Below are 14,354 nucleotides of genomic sequence, written 5' to 3' on the forward strand. Positions count from 1 at the left end.
GCGGCACCAGTGCAACAAGCATGGAGCACATTTCAAACATGGATGAAAATTCAAACAATACAGGCACCTGGCCGACAAACCTTTTTAAAACCAGACTCAACTATCCGCCCAACTGGCCTGCAATGATCTCTGGCGTGGCCTACGCCCCTTTTCGACCGGGCCAAAGCCCCTACAAACAGATTTTTCCGACGCGTGATCAGATAAGAGAAGACCTGCTGCTACTTCGAAGCATTACACGGAATATAAGGACTTACTCGGTGGAAGGGACATTGATGCATATCCCCGAACTCGCCGAAGCACTGGGCATGAATGTCACGCTTGGCGTGTGGATAACAGAGGATGAAACGCACAATATCGAGGAAATAAATGCAGGGATCGAACTCGCCAACCGTTACTCCAGCGTGCAACGCCTGGTCTTGGGAAATGAAGTCCTGTTTCGTGATGATGTTCCCATCGATCTGCTTATTCACTATCTGCAGACCGCACGACGCGCCGTCAATGTGCCTGTTTCGACCTCCGAGATATGGACACAATGGTACGAGACGCCGGACCTCGTCAGGCATGTCGACTTCATTGCCGCCCATATTTTGCCTTTCTGGGAAGGCGTTTCAGCGCTGGACGCGACCGCGATCACTCTGGCACACGCGAACGAACTGAGAACGAGATTCCCCGACACCCCCCTCATACTTTCCGAGATTGGCTGGCCGAGCAAGGCCATCGCCAAGAGGCGGATGACGACCTCTGACGCAGAGCACTCGATATACCTGCGCAACCAGATTCCATTACTGGATCAGCACGGCCATGACTATTTCGTGATAGAAGCCTTCGACCAGCACTGGAAGACTGAAGAAGGTCTGCCCGGGCCTAATTGGGGTTTGTTCGATGCAAAGCGCAGATTAAAACTGCACGTCAACGGCCCGGTAAAAATGCCGGTCAACATGCTCTCGGAAATACTCAGGCTTATCACCCGCCTTAAACCGGAGTCGTGGCCTGCAGGCGCCTTGATAATCGTGCTGGCTTATTGCGCATTGTCAGGGTTCGGCATGCACTACTCACAGCCACTGCCCGCCTGGCTCGCGCTGCCTGTCGTCTTTATCTGGGCTGCCAGCGTGCTGACTTACATGGGTATCGAAACGCACGAATTCCTCGAAGCCTGCTGGGGACCGGACACCCCACGCTCTTTCAGCCCCGTCCATCGTCCTGTTGGTCCCGCCCCGAAAGTTTCCCTGCATGTTCCGTGCTACAACGAACCTCCGGACATGGTGAAACGGACTCTCGACTCGTTGCAAACGCTGGACTACCCGGACTTCGAGGTGCTGGTTATCGACAACAATACTCAGGACCCGGCCATCTGGAAGCCTATCGAGCGATACTGTCAGCAGCTCGGCCCTCGGTTCCGGTTTTTTCATGTCAGTCCACTTCCCGGATTCAAAGCGGGTGCGCTCAACTACCTCCTGAGACATACCGCTGAAGACGCAGAGGTAGTGGCAGTCATCGACGCTGATTACTGCGTCCATCGACAGTGGCTCAAACATATGGTGCCCCACTTCACGGACCCGAAGGTTGCAGTCATTCAATCGCCGCAGGATTATCGCGACGGTCACGAAAGCCTGTTCAAGTGTTGCTGTCAGGCCGAGTACCGAGGTTTTTTTAACATCGGCATGGTGATCCGTAACAATCACGATGCAATTATCCAGCACGGCACCATGACACTGATCCGCCGATCAGCACTGGACCGACTGGGCTGGGCGGAATGGTGCATATGCGAAGACGCCGAACTTGGCCTGCGTATGCTTGAAAGTGGTTTCTCCACTGGTTACGCCGCTATCAGCTATGGCAAAGGGCTGACTCCCGATACGTTCATGGACTTCAAGAAACAACGATATCGCTGGGCATATGGAGCTATGCAGATAGTCAAGCGGCACGCCGGAAGCCTGATTGCAGGAAATTGCGCGTCCCTGAGCGCGATGCAACGCTACCATTTCATCGCGGGGTGGATGCCGTGGGTGGCAGAAGGAATGAATTATCTGTTAACGCTGGCTGCGTTGGCCTGGTCGATGGCAATGATCCTTAAGCCCGAGACTTTCGGGCCGCTGCCATGGATATTTTCCACGTCGTTGATACTGATGTTTGCCCTGCGCTCGTTCAAGATGATTGTGCTTTACCGGCAGTTGGTCAGCACACACATCAAAGAGGCACTGGCGGCGATACTGGCCGGCATGGCGCTTTATCCGACCTTGGGCAAGGCAGTGCTGGCGGGGCTTTTCACCTCGGCGATGCCTTTCTACAGAACGCCCAAACATACCTCTGCAAACCGGATCGGACAAAACCTGCTCGATGTAAGGGAAGAACTGTCTACCTTGGCGATCTCCTGGATCGCGATTGTGCTTTTGCTCACAGGCAGGGCATCCATCGATACGAATTCCGGTTTCTGGATAACCATGCTGTTCGCACAATCACTCCCTTATCTTGCAGCCATAACCATGGCTATCTTGTCGGCACGCGCAAACCGCCCGGCACTGCCGACAACCTGACCTATCCACCGGGCACGATAAACGACGGCCTCAGGTCGTCGTTTTGCTTTAAGATATCCGCCTTTTCGCGCCCAAAGTCTTGCTACCGGAGTTCTGTACATGACGGCCCCAGCCGACCTCTCGCCCACCCTCCAACTCGCCTGCGATCTGATCCGCCGTCCGTCAGTGACGCCGGTCGATGCCGATTGCCAGACCGTGATGATGCAGCGCCTGGGCGATGCCGGCTTCAAGCTGGAGCCAATGCGTATCGAAGACGTCGACAACTTCTGGGCCACCCACGGCACCACCGACGGCCCGGTACTGTGTTTCGCCGGGCATACCGACGTGGTGCCGACCGGGCCGTTGCAGAACTGGCAGAACGACCCGTTCGATGCGTTGATCGACGAGCACGGCATGCTTTGCGGACGAGGCGCGGCAGACATGAAAGGCAGTCTGGCGGCCATGCTGGTGGCGGCCGAACGCTTTGTCGCCGATCACCCTGATCACAGGGGCTCGGTGGCATTTCTGATCACCAGCGACGAAGAAGGCCCGGCGCATCACGGCACCAAAGCCGTGGTCGAACGCCTCGCAGCGCGTAACGAGCGTCTGGACTGGTGCATCGTCGGCGAGCCGTCGAGCACCACGCTGGTCGGCGATGTGGTCAAGAACGGTCGGCGCGGTTCGCTGGGCGCCACGCTGACGGTACGCGGCAAGCAGGGCCATGTGGCTTACCCGCATCTGGCGAAGAATCCGATTCACCTGGCTGCGCCGGCCCTGGCCGAACTGGCCGCCGAGCACTGGGACCACGGCAACGACTTCTTCCCGCCGACCAGCTTCCAGATCTCCAACCTGAACGCTGGCACCGGCGCCACCAATGTCATCCCCGGCGATCTGGTGGCGGTCTTCAATTTCCGTTTTTCCACCGAGTCGACCGTCGAAGGTCTGCAGCAGCGCGTTGCCGATATCCTCGACAGGCATGAACTGGACTGGCACGTGGACTGGGCATTGTCCGGCCTGCCGTTCCTCACCGAACCGGGCGCGTTGCTGGACGCCGTGTCTTCCAGCATCAAAAGCGTCACCGGCCGTGAGACTAAAGCCTCGACCAGCGGCGGAACCTCCGACGGTCGCTTCATCGCCACCCTCGGTACCCAAGTGGTCGAGCTGGGGCCGGTCAACGCAACGATCCATCAGGTTAACGAACGTATTCTGGCCAGCGACCTCGATGTGCTGACCGAGATCTACTACCAGACTCTGGTCAAGTTGCTCGCCTGATGCTGACCTGCCCGATCTGCTCAGCGCCGCTCAGCACCGCCGACAACGGCGTGGTGTGCCCGGCCAATCATCGTTTCGACCGAGCCCGTCAGGGTTATCTGAACCTGTTGCCGGTGCAGCACAAGAACAGCCGCGACCCGGGCGACAATCAGGCCATGGTCGAGGCGCGACGCGATTTTCTCAACGCCGGGCACTACGCTCCGGTAGCCCGGCGTCTGGCTGAACTGGCCGCTGAGCGATCCCCTGCGCACTGGCTGGACATCGGCTGTGGCGAAGGTTATTACACCGCGCAGATTGCCGAAGCCTTGCCCCATGCCGATGGCTATGCGCTGGACATCTCCCGCGAGGCGGTCAAACGCGCCTGTCGTCGTGATCCGGCGCTGACCTGGATGGTCGCCAGCATGGCCCGTGTGCCACTTGCGGATGCCAGCTGCCAGTTTCTGGCCAGCGTGTTCAGCCCGCTGGACTGGCAGGAAGCCAAGCGTTTGCTGACCCCTGGCGGCGGACTGATGCGGGTCGGCCCGACCAGCGAGCATCTGATGGAGCTGCGTCAGCGGCTCTATGATGAAGTGCGCGATTACGCAGACGACAAGCACCTGTCACTGGTGCCGCAAGGCATGCAGTTGCAACACAGCGAAACACTGCGCTACACGCTGAAGCTGATCGACGGCCAGTCCCGCGCCGATCTGCTGGCCATGACACCGCACGGCTGGCGCGCCAGCGCCGAACGTCGGGCAGCGGTCATCGAGCAACCAGGACCTTTCAAGGTCACCGTTTCCATGCGCTACGATTATTTCGTGCTGCAATAAGCATTCAACAGAGGCCCCCATGCGCCAACCCGATATCGAGATTTACCTGAAAGACGAAGACGTCGATCACAAGGCAATCGCCCAGTGGCTCGGCAAAGCGCTGGGCTTTTGCAGCGATTGGAAGCAGAAAGGCCAGACCTGGAAATGCACCGCGGGCACTGTCGCCGTGACCTGGCTGCCCAGAGCGGTCGGTAAATGGAACAGCCTGCACCTGGACAGCGATCAGACCCCGTGGGAAGACGACATCGCCTGTGCTCGCGCCGCATTCAAGGCATTGAACGTCGAAGTACGTTGCGCCCCGGGCACCTGGGTTGAAGAAGAAAGCGACGAGACGGCCGACCGCTGGATACGCGTGAGTGCCGACGGTGAGGAAGAGATTACCTGGCGAACCGCGTAGGATTTTTCGCCGCGACGTTCCTGATACGTGCCGTCGTCAGGTGAGCCCGGCTCGGCAAGCGGTCATTCAGACGTGATCCGTTCAGCGCGCGCACCGGCGCTTTTGCCGATCGCTTCGGGATACGTCACACTGGCGCCCATCCAGGGCAATCGCCCGCCCCTCACTCAGCAGAAGCCGTATGACCCGCTCTCCATTCCGTCGCCTTGTGTTCGGCACCCTGCGCCGTTTGTTGTATCTCTGGGTTCGCTCGGAAACCATCAATCAATCGTCTTTTACGCTGAATCTGGACCGCAGCCGCCCGGTGTTCTATGCACTGCAATCGCCGTCGATCAGCGATCTGGCAGTGATCGACACAGAATGCCGCAAGGCCGGTCTGCCTCGTCCGGTGCTGTCGGTAGCGGTCGGCAACCTGATCGAGCCGGCCGCATTCTTTTACCTGACCCCCTCCCCCGACTGGCTCGGTCGCCAGGACAAGCGTGGTGCGCCTCCGACGCTGGAGCGTGTGGTCGCAGCCGTCAGCCAGAACCCCGGCGAAGACGCGCAGATCATCCCGGTGAGCGTGTTCTGGGGCCAGTCGCCTGACCGCGAGTCCAGTGCCTGGAAGCTGCTGTTTGCCGACAGCTGGGCGGTGACCGGCCGCTTACGTCGCCTGGTCAGCATTCTGATTCTGGGCCGCAAGACCCGCGTGCAGTTTTCCGCGCCTATCCACATGCGCGAACTGGTGGGTGAAAACAAAGGTTACGAACTGACCCTGCGCATGACCCAACGTCTGCTGCGCGTGCACTTTCGCAACCTGAAAAGTGCCGTGATCGGTCCCGACGTTTCGCACCGGCGCACGGTGGTCAAAGGTCTGCTGGACGAGCCGCTGGTCAAGCAGGCGATCATCGAAGAAGCCGAGCGTGAACACATCACCCAGGAAAAGGCGCGGGAACGGGCGCTGAGCTACGGCAACGAGATCGCCTCGGACTACACCTATTCAGTGATCCGCTTCATGGAAGTGGTGCTCAGCTGGTTCTGGAACAAGATCTACGACGGCATCAAGGTCAGCCACATCGAAGGCGTTCAGGAAGTCGCGCCGGGACATGAGGTCATTTATGTCCCCTGCCACCGCAGCCATATCGATTATCTGCTGCTGTCTTACCTGCTGTTTCGCAACGGCCTCACGCCGCCGCACATCGCCGCCGGCATCAACCTGAATATGCCTGTGGTCGGCGGCCTGCTGCGACGTGGCGGGGCATTTTTCATGCGCCGCACGTTCAAGGGCAACCCGCTGTATACGGCGGTGTTCACCGAATACCTGCACACGCTGTTCATCAAGGGCTTTCCGGTCGAATACTTTGTCGAAGGCGGTCGCTCGCGCACCGGGCGCATGCTGCAACCGAAAACCGGCATGCTCGCCATTACCCTGCGCAGCTTTCTGCGCAACTCGCGGATGCCTATCGTCTTCATCCCGGTGTACATCGGTTACGAGCGCGTACTGGAAGGCCGTACTTATCTGGGCGAACTGCGCGGAGCAACCAAGAAGAAAGAGTCGATCTTCGATATCTTCAAAGTCATCGGCGCGCTGAAGCAGCGCTTCGGCCAGGTCTCAGTGAACTTCGGTGCGCCGATCAAACTGGCCGAGTTTCTCGATGGCGAACAACCGGACTGGCGCGAACAGCAACTGGACCCGCAATTTCGCCCCGAATGGCTGAGCGAGACCACGCACCGTCTGGGCGAGCGTGTGGCTCAGCACCTGAACGAAGCCGCTGCCGTCAACCCGATGAACCTGGTTGCCGTGGCGTTATTGTCGACGCAAAGACTGGCGCTGGACGATCAGGCCATGGAGCGGGTTCTCGACCTGTACCTGACCCTGCTGCGCGCCGTTCCGTACTCCCCGCACACGACGTTGCCGGAAGGTGATGGCCGCTCATTGATCGAGCATGTCAAAGGCATGGACCTGCTCGCCGAGCAAAAAGACGCGCTGGGCAAAATTCTGTACCTGAACGAACAGAATGCGGTGCTGATGACCTATTACCGCAACAACGTCCTGCACATCTTCGCCCTGCCCTCGCTGCTGGCGAGCTTTTTTCAGAGCTCGTCGCGCATGACCCGTGAACAGATCCTGCGCTACACACGTGCGCTGTATCCGTTCCTGCAATCGGAATTGTTCATTCGCTGGCCGCTGAACGAACTGGATGACGTGGTCGATCAGTGGCTGGCAGCGTTCGTGGAACAAGGTCTGTTGCGCTTCAAAAAGGACGCCTACGTGCGCCCGGAGCCCAGTTCCCGCGAGTTCGTATTGCTGACCCTGTTGTCGCGCGCCATCGCCCAGACCCTGCAGCGCTTCTACATGGCGATTGCCTTGCTGCTCAACAGCGGGCAGAACACGCTGAGCCCCGAGCAGCTTGAGGACCTGTGCACGGTCATGGCCCAGCGCCTGTCGATTCTGCATGGCCTCAATGCGCCGGAGTTCTTCGACAAGAGCCTGTTCCGGCACTTCATCCAGACCCTGCTGGACCTGGGCGTACTGCGCAAGGACAGTGCTGGCAAGCTGAGCTATCACCCGATGCTGGGCGAACTGGCAGAAGGTGCGGCCAAGCGGGTATTGCCTGCCGAAATCCGTCTTTCGATACGGCAAGTAGCCTTGCACAGCAATGAAGAGGAGCAGGACATGGGAAGCGATCAAGAGAAAACGTAGGGCTTTTCCGTAACCTGGCAGGGATTTTTAGACAGCTGTTTTCTGCTCTCTGGCCCCTGCTAGGGTTTGGTGGGTACCAATGACTGGTACTTAATCAAATAAGGAAATTGAAATGTCCAGCGAACCCCTAGTACGCCTTCAGGGTGAAGTTTATTACCTGCCACGCATCCTGCTGCCAGCGGACTGCAAGCTGACTGTCACCCTGAGTGACATCAGCCTTGCTGATGTTCTGGCCCCTGTCATCGACGTCAGCGAAACACACATTACCAGCCAGGTGCCACTGCGGTTTGAACTGGGCTATGCCGCAGATCGCTACCCCATTCAGGGTCGCAGCTATGCACTGTCGGCACGCATCGAACATGACGGCAAACTTATCTGGATCAACGACACTGTTCATCCTGTTGAACTGACCAACCAGGACCAGAGCGGCCTGAAAATCAAGGTCATTCAGGCAGCCGGCTAATCCGTTCGACACTGCTTGCTCCCTTCAACGGCGCGCCTTCACGCGCCGTTGTCGTTTCACAAGGCTTCATCACCCCCGACATCGATTGACGTGCATCGCTCACGGGCGCAAGTGCCTGTTGCGACTTCCTGATACGCTTGATCACGCACCGCACCACTATCGACCCGGGTTCAGGTCAGAACCCACTTCAACAAGGAAGCTCTCATGCCTCGTTTTTCCTTCACCCTGGCCGGCCTGTGCGCTGGCCTTCTGCTGTCGGCCAACGTCTTCGCCCTGTCGCTGAGCGACCTCTCGCAATCGGACGCGACCGGAGGACTCAAGGATGCCCTGACTCAAGGCGCACAGGTCGCCGTCAAACAGCTCGGCGTGCCCGGCGGTTTCAGCAAAAATGAAGAGGTACGTATCGAGCTGCCGGGCAAACTCGGCCAGATCGCGAAAAAAATGAAAATGCTCGGCATGGGCACTCAGGTCGATCAGCTGGAAACCAGCATGAACCAGGCCGCCGAAGCTGCCGTGCCTCAAGCTCAGGCCCTGCTTGTAGATGCAGTGAAAAAGATGAGCGTAACCGACGCCAAGGCCATTCTCGGCGGCGGCAAGGACTCGGCCACCCAGTACCTGAGCAGCACCAGCCGCGAGCAGATCCGCGCCAAGTTCCTGCCTATCGTCAAGAAGTCCACCGATCAGGTGGGCCTGGCCCAGAAGTACAACGCCTTTGCCGGCAAAGCGGCAGCACTTGGCGCGCTTGACAGCAAAAATGCCAACCTTGAAGGCTACGTGACCGAGCAAGCGCTGAACGGGCTGTTCGAAATGATCGCCAAACAGGAAGAAAGCATTCGCGCCAACCCTGCTGCCGCCGCTACGGGCCTGGCGAAGAAAGTGTTTGGCGCACTTTGAGTGCGGGATTCGCGCCTGTATTCACAGGCGCATCTGCGTTTGATTCAGGCTCAGGCCGTCGACCATACAGGCGCTATACACCGCTCTCGTCTGAGGTTGCCTTGGGCTTCAAGGCCTTCTTCGGGTAGATGTCGTAGCGGCTGGATTTGCCGTCCAGCGCATAGCCCGGCTTGAGGCCGTCGATGCAGGGGGCCTTGCGCGGGCGTTTGACCACCACGCGGTGGGTGGCAAGCGCCAGCGCGGCTTCCAGCAACGCAGGCGCATCCATGTCATCACCGACCAGTGGCCGGAACAGACGCATTTCCTTTTTCACCAGGGCGGTCTTTTCCCGATGCGGGAACATCGGGTCCAGGTAGATCACCTGGGGCGGCTCGCCTGTCCAGGCGCGGATGAGGTCGATCGAGTTGCCGGTCAACAGGCGCATCCGGGCAATGATCGAACCGACGTCACGATCACCGCGCCCGCGGGCCAGACCATCCTCCAGCAATGCAGCGATGATCGGCTGACGCTCGATCAGGCTCATGTCGCAACCGAGACTTGCCAGCACGAACGCATCCTTGCCAAGCCCTGCCGTTGCATCCAGCACGCTGGGGCGAATGCCTGGCTGAATACCAACCGCCTTGGCAATCATCTGCCCGGTCCCACCACCGAACAGTCGCCGATGAGCCACTGCGCCCTCGACAAAATCGACACGTACCGCGCCTGGCGCATCATCGCCCAATTGCTGCAACTGCAGCCCTTCGTCAGTAAGCTGCAGTGCAAAATCAGCGTGCGCATCGGTCAACGGCAGGCCCAGGCGCTGCGCCCATTGCGCCGCCTGCTCCTGTCCGCCAACGGCCAGGGCTTCGACCCGGATACGACTGCCTGCTTGCTGCTCAATCATTGCGTTTACACACTCAAAAATTGTTAATGTTCGGCAAAGCCTGCCGATAACCAAGTATCCGGCATTTTGCCAGACCCAAGGCCAGTACTGATCGCTATGTCAGAGATTGTTCAATCATCCATCGGCTATTTGTCGCACTCAGGCGACTTTAGCGTACGCAACAGCCGCACACTGGGTGGTGTGACGCAGCTGTGGTCGGATGCATTTGCCCGGGCGATGGCGGATCAGGTCAGTGAAAGCGCTTCAGTCCCCGTGCACCCGACGGCCGTTGAGGTGGATGTAGAAACAGGCGAACCGGTCGCTGGCGCAAAAACCCTGAGCAAGATCGTCGAGCAACGTACCTGCCCGGTCACCGACACCGAGGTCAAGCCTCCAGAGCCGCTGTTCCTGCCGATTGCCGAGTTTGACCTCGATCTTCTGCCTCCACCTGAAGAACCGTTCAGCATGGCTGAAATGATCGAACAGCAACGCCATCTGGAGTTCGAGAGCCACTGGGTACGCCCTACCGTTCTGAATCCTTATGACGATAGCGTCAAACCAGGCCCTGGCCCGCAGCCACGCCCGCTGCATCTGCCGATTGCCGAATTCGAATGGGAACTGGCCGACAAGCCTGCCCTGCCCCTGGATGAGCAGACCATCGCCGCCCAACAACGCCAGTTCGACTACGAGAACGGCTGGGCACGCCCGCTGATCCTGCAAAACCTGCGGATGGCGGCATAAGCCCCGAACGCTTCCTGCCGGCAGCTTACCGCGGCTTTACCTGCACACCGACCAGCGCCCCATGTCGACGTGAAAATGATCGCGATGCGCTGCGTTGTACTCCGGCCCGAGCACCGTACTGAAATTTTTGCAGGCACCGTCACGCAACAGCCTCAGAAAACGCCCCTTGTCCCCATCATCGTTCCAGTCCTTTAGAACACCGATGCGCTGACCGTCTGCCAGGCGAAAACCTGCCATGTCCAGCGCATTGGCCGTGGCATGCTGGCTGAGCCGAGCGTTGGTGCGGTTATAGATATTGCGGCAGGCAAAGCTGCCCAAGTGATCGATCCGCGCTACCCGCTGGCCGAAAACGGCCTGGGCGGCAGGCTGCAACGTGTGGATATCAAATAGCGCATAGGCGACCGCCAATGGGCAACTGGCCAGAAAGCTGCTGCTCAGCGCCACGTCGCCACCCTGGATACGCAGGGTATTTTGCAGAGGGCAACGAGCAGACGGATCACTGTCGGCCTGGCGACTGAAACGCAACCCCGACGAACTCAGCACCTGATCGCACAGTGCGGGATCGTTCTGCAATCGCGATAGCTTGTAAGCCGTCAGAAAGTTGGGCTCGGCCCGCACATCCAGTGGCGCCCATGGGTTCCAGCGCTCGGGGACATCGACCCAGCCACGCCAGACTGCCAACGCAGCCATTGCACAGAGCAACAGGAATACCAGAAGCACGCGCATGCTCAACCCTTGACCAGGGCAACAGAGGCGAACCGCAAGAGGCGTTTGTAAACAGGGGCAACACAGCGCAGTTGCGCATCCATAAGCGTGCTCTCCGCAAGGCCAGGCTTTTTCAGCCCACACCTGGAAGACCTCAGAGCAAGCCCAACTGTTCCACCTGAGGCCCGCGATCCAGTTCGAACAATGCCGGCAAGCCCGGCAATCGCGCCATCAGTTGCTGGTGAAAGCGCATGGCCTGCTCGGCAGCCCTGATGTTGTCCGGAGTGTGCAGGAAGACATACGGCGTGCGCCCCTCTTCAATCCACACGGCGACCTTTTCCACCCACTGCAGCAGAAACTGATCGTTGGCCTCCAGGTCCGGACCGCCGATGAAGCGCACTTGGGGAAACAGCGTCAGCGCAGCCGGACGAGGCGGCACCTTGGGCTTTTTCGATTGGGCGTGCAGGACTGCAGGATCACTCGAGACACAGCTGAACAATGCCCGCGAATCGAGGCAGATGCGCTCGACGCCTCGGTCCAGCAACAGGCGATTGAGCATGCGCTCTTCGTCACCTTTCATGAAGAAAGCCATGTTGCGCACTTCCACTGCTACAGACACCTTGAGCTCGTCAAGAAAACCGGCCAGTTCGGCCAGGCGCTGCGGTGTGAAGCTGGCGTGCAACTGCAGCCAGAACGGCGCGACCCGTCTGCCCAGAGGCGCAAGCAGGCGAATGAATTCCCCAGCGGCGCCCACCTGCTCACGAAGGTCGCCGTTGTGACTGATGTCTTTATGGAATTTGGCGGTGAAGCGAAAATCGTCGGGCATTATTTCTGCCCAGCGCTGCACCGTAGTGGCGGCGGGACGGGCATAGAACGTGGTGTTGCCTTCGACAGCGTTGAACACCTGAGTGTAGAGGTTCAGGAAATCATTGGGGCGGGCATTTTCGGGGTACAGCGAATCGCGCCAGGCGTTTTCACTCCATGACGGACAACCGAGGTAGTAAGGCAGACGAGACACAATCAGACGTGCAGATCGAGCCCCGATACTTCAAGGTCCCAATCGACAAAACTGGCAGTGGCCATATAACTGGCCAGCGCATGGGCGACACGAGAGCTCATGGAGCGCGGGAAAATGATGTCTTGCGGACGCGCAGGTACGTTGGCAGTGCTGCCAATCGTTGGATCACCCGTTTCACGGCGAGCGCGCGCTGGTGGCGGCGGCAGCTCGGCATCAACCACGACTTCCTCAAAAGAACCTTCGACCGTCGAAGGTGTTTTCTGCGGCTTTCGCTTGATGGGGTACGAGCGTGATGAGGTTCCGTCTATGCGCATCGATTATGTACTCGGCGTCGATAGTGGCAATTTAGCGTTACTGCCTTGTAGTTCGCAAATTGCGTAACGATAACTAGACCACATATCTTGCAACTTGTTATCGCCAAATGAGATTAAAGACCATTCAGACGATAAACGGTAGATGGCAAACTGATATTTTTCCAGCATTGGCTGATGCTGGCGAGTATTGAAAGACGTGTTCATGACGAATCAGACGATTGCGCGGGTCCTGAACTCATTCCATCAACGTGCTTTAGGTGTAGCGACCTTGTCGCGCAGGTAGACCGGCTGAGCGTCATCCGCAGGCAGGGCTTCGCCGCGGTGCCAGGCGAAGGTCGCCAGTGTCAACAGATCCTGCGCGTGCGGCAGCATGGCCGCATCATGGCCTGCCAGGCTGAGCGGAATACGCTCTGCGTAGCCCCAGCCCGTACCGGCACCAAACCATTGCCCGCTGGCGTGCGCAGGCAGCGTGGCCAGTTCGGGCGCCATCACAGCTTCGTCGCCCAACAGACGCATCTCGCCGGCGCTCTCGTGATAGCAGCCCCAGTACACCTCGTCCATGCGTGCATCGATGGCCGAGGCCACTTGCGACACGCCGTGCTCGCGCAAGGCGCGCTGCGCCAGCACGGCGAGGTTCGACACGGGCAGCACCGGACGCTCAAGGGCGAATGCCAGGCCTTGCACGACGCCGATGGCAATACGTACACCGGTGAACGCACCGGGACCACGTCCGAAAGCGATGGCGTCCAGCGCCGACATGGCAATGCCCGCCTCGGCCATCAGGCTTTTGATCATGGGCAGCAGCCGCTGGGCGTGCAGGCGCGGGATCACCTCGTAGTGGCTCAGTACTTTGCCGTCATGCAGCAAAGCGACCGAGCAGGCTTCAGTGGCGGTGTCCAGGGCCAGCAAGGTGGTCATCGGTGTTTCCGTCGTGGTCAATGTGAAAAAGTGCAGCAGTATAAATGACAAATGGCCCGCAAGCGGGCCATTTATTGTTCAGCCTGCGAGCCTCAGCTCAAGGCTTTCAGTACTTTTGCAGTGATGTCCTCAACCGAGCCGACGCCCGGGATATGGCTGCACTTGGGCTTGCCGTTCTTCGCTTCCAGCTGGCTGTAGAACTCGACCAGCGGCTTGGTCTGCGCGTGGTACACGGACAGGCGATGACGCACGGTCTCTTCGACGTCGTCCTTGCGCTGCAACAGCGGTTCGCCGGTCACATCATCGATACCTTCGACCTTCGGCGGATTGAAGATAGTGTGGTAGATGCGCCCGGAACCTTCGTGAACCCGGCGGCCGGACATGCGCTTGACGATTTCTTCGTCATCGACCGCGATTTCCAGCACATGGTCGATTTCCAGACCGGCGTTCAACAGGGCTTCGGCCTGTGGAATGGTGCGCGGGAAGCCATCGAACAGCACGCCGTTCGCGCAGTCCGGCTCGGCCAGACGGTCCTTGATCAGGCCGATGATCAGGTCATCGGAAACCAGACCGCCCGAGTCCATGACGCTCTTGGCCTTCAGGCCCAGCTCGGTTTCAGCCTTGACTGCAGCGCGCAGCATGTCGCCTGTCGAAACCTGCGGGATGCCGAACTTTTCAGTGATGAATTTTGCCTGAGTACCTTTACCGGCCCCGGGAGCTCCCAGCAGAATCACGCGCATCGTCATGCTCCTCAAATTTTTTATAGTG

At 59.1% G+C, this 14,354-nt stretch carries 14 protein-coding genes; 8 read left to right on the forward strand and 6 right to left on the reverse strand.

Annotation, left to right across the window (positions count from 1 at the left end; genetic code table 11):
* Positions 1-20: 20 nt before the first annotated feature.
* The 7 genes from KBY02_RS16625 (at position 21) to KBY02_RS16655 (ending at position 9,028) form a co-directional block, all read left to right on the forward strand.
* The gene (locus KBY02_RS16625) at positions 21-2,534 is read left to right on the forward strand and encodes a glycosyltransferase family 2 protein (protein WP_412548789.1); all 2,514 of its coding nucleotides are present in this window, start codon (positions 21-23) and stop codon (positions 2,532-2,534) included.
* Between the two features lie 99 nt (positions 2,535-2,633).
* Positions 2,634-3,785, forward strand: a complete 1,152-nt coding sequence (gene dapE, locus KBY02_RS16630; protein ID WP_060406050.1) for a succinyl-diaminopimelate desuccinylase — start codon at positions 2,634-2,636, stop codon at positions 3,783-3,785.
* The gene (locus tag KBY02_RS16635) at positions 3,785-4,594 is read left to right on the forward strand and encodes a putative RNA methyltransferase (protein ID WP_024639894.1); all 810 of its coding nucleotides are present in this window, start codon (positions 3,785-3,787) and stop codon (positions 4,592-4,594) included. The genes dapE and KBY02_RS16635 overlap by 1 nt, the downstream gene beginning before the upstream one ends.
* A gap of 19 nt (positions 4,595-4,613) precedes the next feature.
* Positions 4,614-4,991: a hypothetical protein gene (locus KBY02_RS16640; RefSeq protein WP_004406289.1), complete on the forward strand. Its 378-nt coding sequence runs from the start codon at positions 4,614-4,616 to the stop codon at positions 4,989-4,991.
* Between the two features lie 178 nt (positions 4,992-5,169).
* Positions 5,170-7,671, forward strand: a complete 2,502-nt coding sequence (gene plsB / locus KBY02_RS16645; RefSeq protein WP_103754174.1) for a glycerol-3-phosphate 1-O-acyltransferase PlsB — start codon at positions 5,170-5,172, stop codon at positions 7,669-7,671.
* A 112-nt stretch (positions 7,672-7,783) separates the two neighbouring features.
* The gene (locus KBY02_RS16650) at positions 7,784-8,134 is read left to right on the forward strand and encodes a YbaY family lipoprotein (protein ID WP_024639892.1); all 351 of its coding nucleotides are present in this window, start codon (positions 7,784-7,786) and stop codon (positions 8,132-8,134) included.
* Positions 8,135-8,338: 204 nt separating this feature from the next.
* Complete coding sequence (locus KBY02_RS16655) at positions 8,339-9,028, forward strand: DUF4197 domain-containing protein (protein WP_024651763.1); 690 nt, start codon at positions 8,339-8,341, stop codon at positions 9,026-9,028.
* Between the two features lie 73 nt (positions 9,029-9,101).
* On the opposite strand, the gene KBY02_RS16660 is transcribed toward KBY02_RS16655, so the two are convergent.
* Positions 9,102-9,911, reverse strand: a complete 810-nt coding sequence (locus tag KBY02_RS16660; RefSeq protein WP_004406298.1) for a class I SAM-dependent methyltransferase — start codon at positions 9,909-9,911, stop codon at positions 9,102-9,104.
* Positions 9,912-10,007: 96 nt separating this feature from the next.
* Here KBY02_RS16660 and KBY02_RS16665 point away from each other — a divergent pair, with 96 nt between their 5' ends.
* On the forward strand, positions 10,008-10,631 hold the full coding sequence (locus tag KBY02_RS16665; RefSeq protein ID WP_104683830.1) for an energy transducer TonB: 624 nt from the start codon (positions 10,008-10,010) through the stop codon (positions 10,629-10,631).
* A 36-nt stretch (positions 10,632-10,667) separates the two neighbouring features.
* Here the strand turns inward: KBY02_RS16665 and KBY02_RS16670 are convergent, their stop codons facing one another.
* The 5 genes from KBY02_RS16670 to adk form a co-directional block, all read right to left on the reverse strand.
* Positions 10,668-11,357 carry an extensin family protein gene (locus tag KBY02_RS16670; RefSeq protein ID WP_004406300.1) on the reverse strand — a complete coding sequence of 230 codons (690 nt, stop codon included), beginning with the start codon at positions 11,355-11,357 and terminating at the stop codon, positions 10,668-10,670.
* Between the two features lie 133 nt (positions 11,358-11,490).
* On the reverse strand, positions 11,491-12,354 hold the full coding sequence (locus KBY02_RS16675; protein WP_225650623.1) for a DUF72 domain-containing protein: 864 nt from the start codon (positions 12,352-12,354) through the stop codon (positions 11,491-11,493).
* A 2-nt stretch (positions 12,355-12,356) separates the two neighbouring features.
* Positions 12,357-12,668: a hypothetical protein gene (locus KBY02_RS16680; protein ID WP_011266960.1), complete on the reverse strand. Its 312-nt coding sequence runs from the start codon at positions 12,666-12,668 to the stop codon at positions 12,357-12,359.
* Positions 12,669-12,911: 243 nt separating this feature from the next.
* Complete coding sequence (gene tsaB / locus KBY02_RS16685; protein WP_004406315.1) at positions 12,912-13,586, reverse strand: tRNA (adenosine(37)-N6)-threonylcarbamoyltransferase complex dimerization subunit type 1 TsaB; 675 nt, start codon at positions 13,584-13,586, stop codon at positions 12,912-12,914.
* A gap of 92 nt (positions 13,587-13,678) precedes the next feature.
* On the reverse strand, positions 13,679-14,326 hold the full coding sequence (gene adk, locus KBY02_RS16690) for an adenylate kinase (RefSeq protein ID WP_024639887.1): 648 nt from the start codon (positions 14,324-14,326) through the stop codon (positions 13,679-13,681).
* Positions 14,327-14,354: the final 28 nt, after the last annotated feature.

This window comes from Pseudomonas sp. P129 (assembly GCF_020312195.1).
In the GTDB taxonomy this organism is placed as follows: domain Bacteria; phylum Pseudomonadota; class Gammaproteobacteria; order Pseudomonadales; family Pseudomonadaceae; genus Aquipseudomonas; species Aquipseudomonas fragariae.

What these genes read in the sequence shown, in the direction of transcription:
- KBY02_RS16640 (WP_004406289.1), top strand. Translation starts at nt 4,614, where the DNA reads ATGCGCCAACCCGATATCGAGATTTACCTGAAAGACGAAGACGTCGAT.
- KBY02_RS16660 (WP_004406298.1), bottom strand. Translation starts at nt 9,911, where the DNA reads ATGATTGAGCAGCAAGCAGGCAGTCGTATCCGGGTCGAAGCCCTGGCC.
- plsB (WP_103754174.1), top strand. Translation starts at nt 5,170, where the DNA reads ATGACCCGCTCTCCATTCCGTCGCCTTGTGTTCGGCACCCTGCGCCGT.
- KBY02_RS16625 (WP_412548789.1), top strand. Translation starts at nt 21, where the DNA reads ATGGAGCACATTTCAAACATGGATGAAAATTCAAACAATACAGGCACC.
- tsaB (WP_004406315.1), bottom strand. Translation starts at nt 13,586, where the DNA reads ATGACCACCTTGCTGGCCCTGGACACCGCCACTGAAGCCTGCTCGGTC.
- KBY02_RS16665 (WP_104683830.1), top strand. Translation starts at nt 10,008, where the DNA reads ATGTCAGAGATTGTTCAATCATCCATCGGCTATTTGTCGCACTCAGGC.
- dapE (WP_060406050.1), top strand. Translation starts at nt 2,634, where the DNA reads ATGACGGCCCCAGCCGACCTCTCGCCCACCCTCCAACTCGCCTGCGAT.
- KBY02_RS16670 (WP_004406300.1), bottom strand. Translation starts at nt 11,357, where the DNA reads ATGCGCGTGCTTCTGGTATTCCTGTTGCTCTGTGCAATGGCTGCGTTG.
- KBY02_RS16680 (WP_011266960.1), bottom strand. Translation starts at nt 12,668, where the DNA reads ATGCGCATAGACGGAACCTCATCACGCTCGTACCCCATCAAGCGAAAG.
- KBY02_RS16650 (WP_024639892.1), top strand. Translation starts at nt 7,784, where the DNA reads ATGTCCAGCGAACCCCTAGTACGCCTTCAGGGTGAAGTTTATTACCTG.
- KBY02_RS16655 (WP_024651763.1), top strand. Translation starts at nt 8,339, where the DNA reads ATGCCTCGTTTTTCCTTCACCCTGGCCGGCCTGTGCGCTGGCCTTCTG.
- adk (WP_024639887.1), bottom strand. Translation starts at nt 14,326, where the DNA reads ATGCGCGTGATTCTGCTGGGAGCTCCCGGGGCCGGTAAAGGTACTCAG.
- KBY02_RS16635 (WP_024639894.1), top strand. Translation starts at nt 3,785, where the DNA reads ATGCTGACCTGCCCGATCTGCTCAGCGCCGCTCAGCACCGCCGACAAC.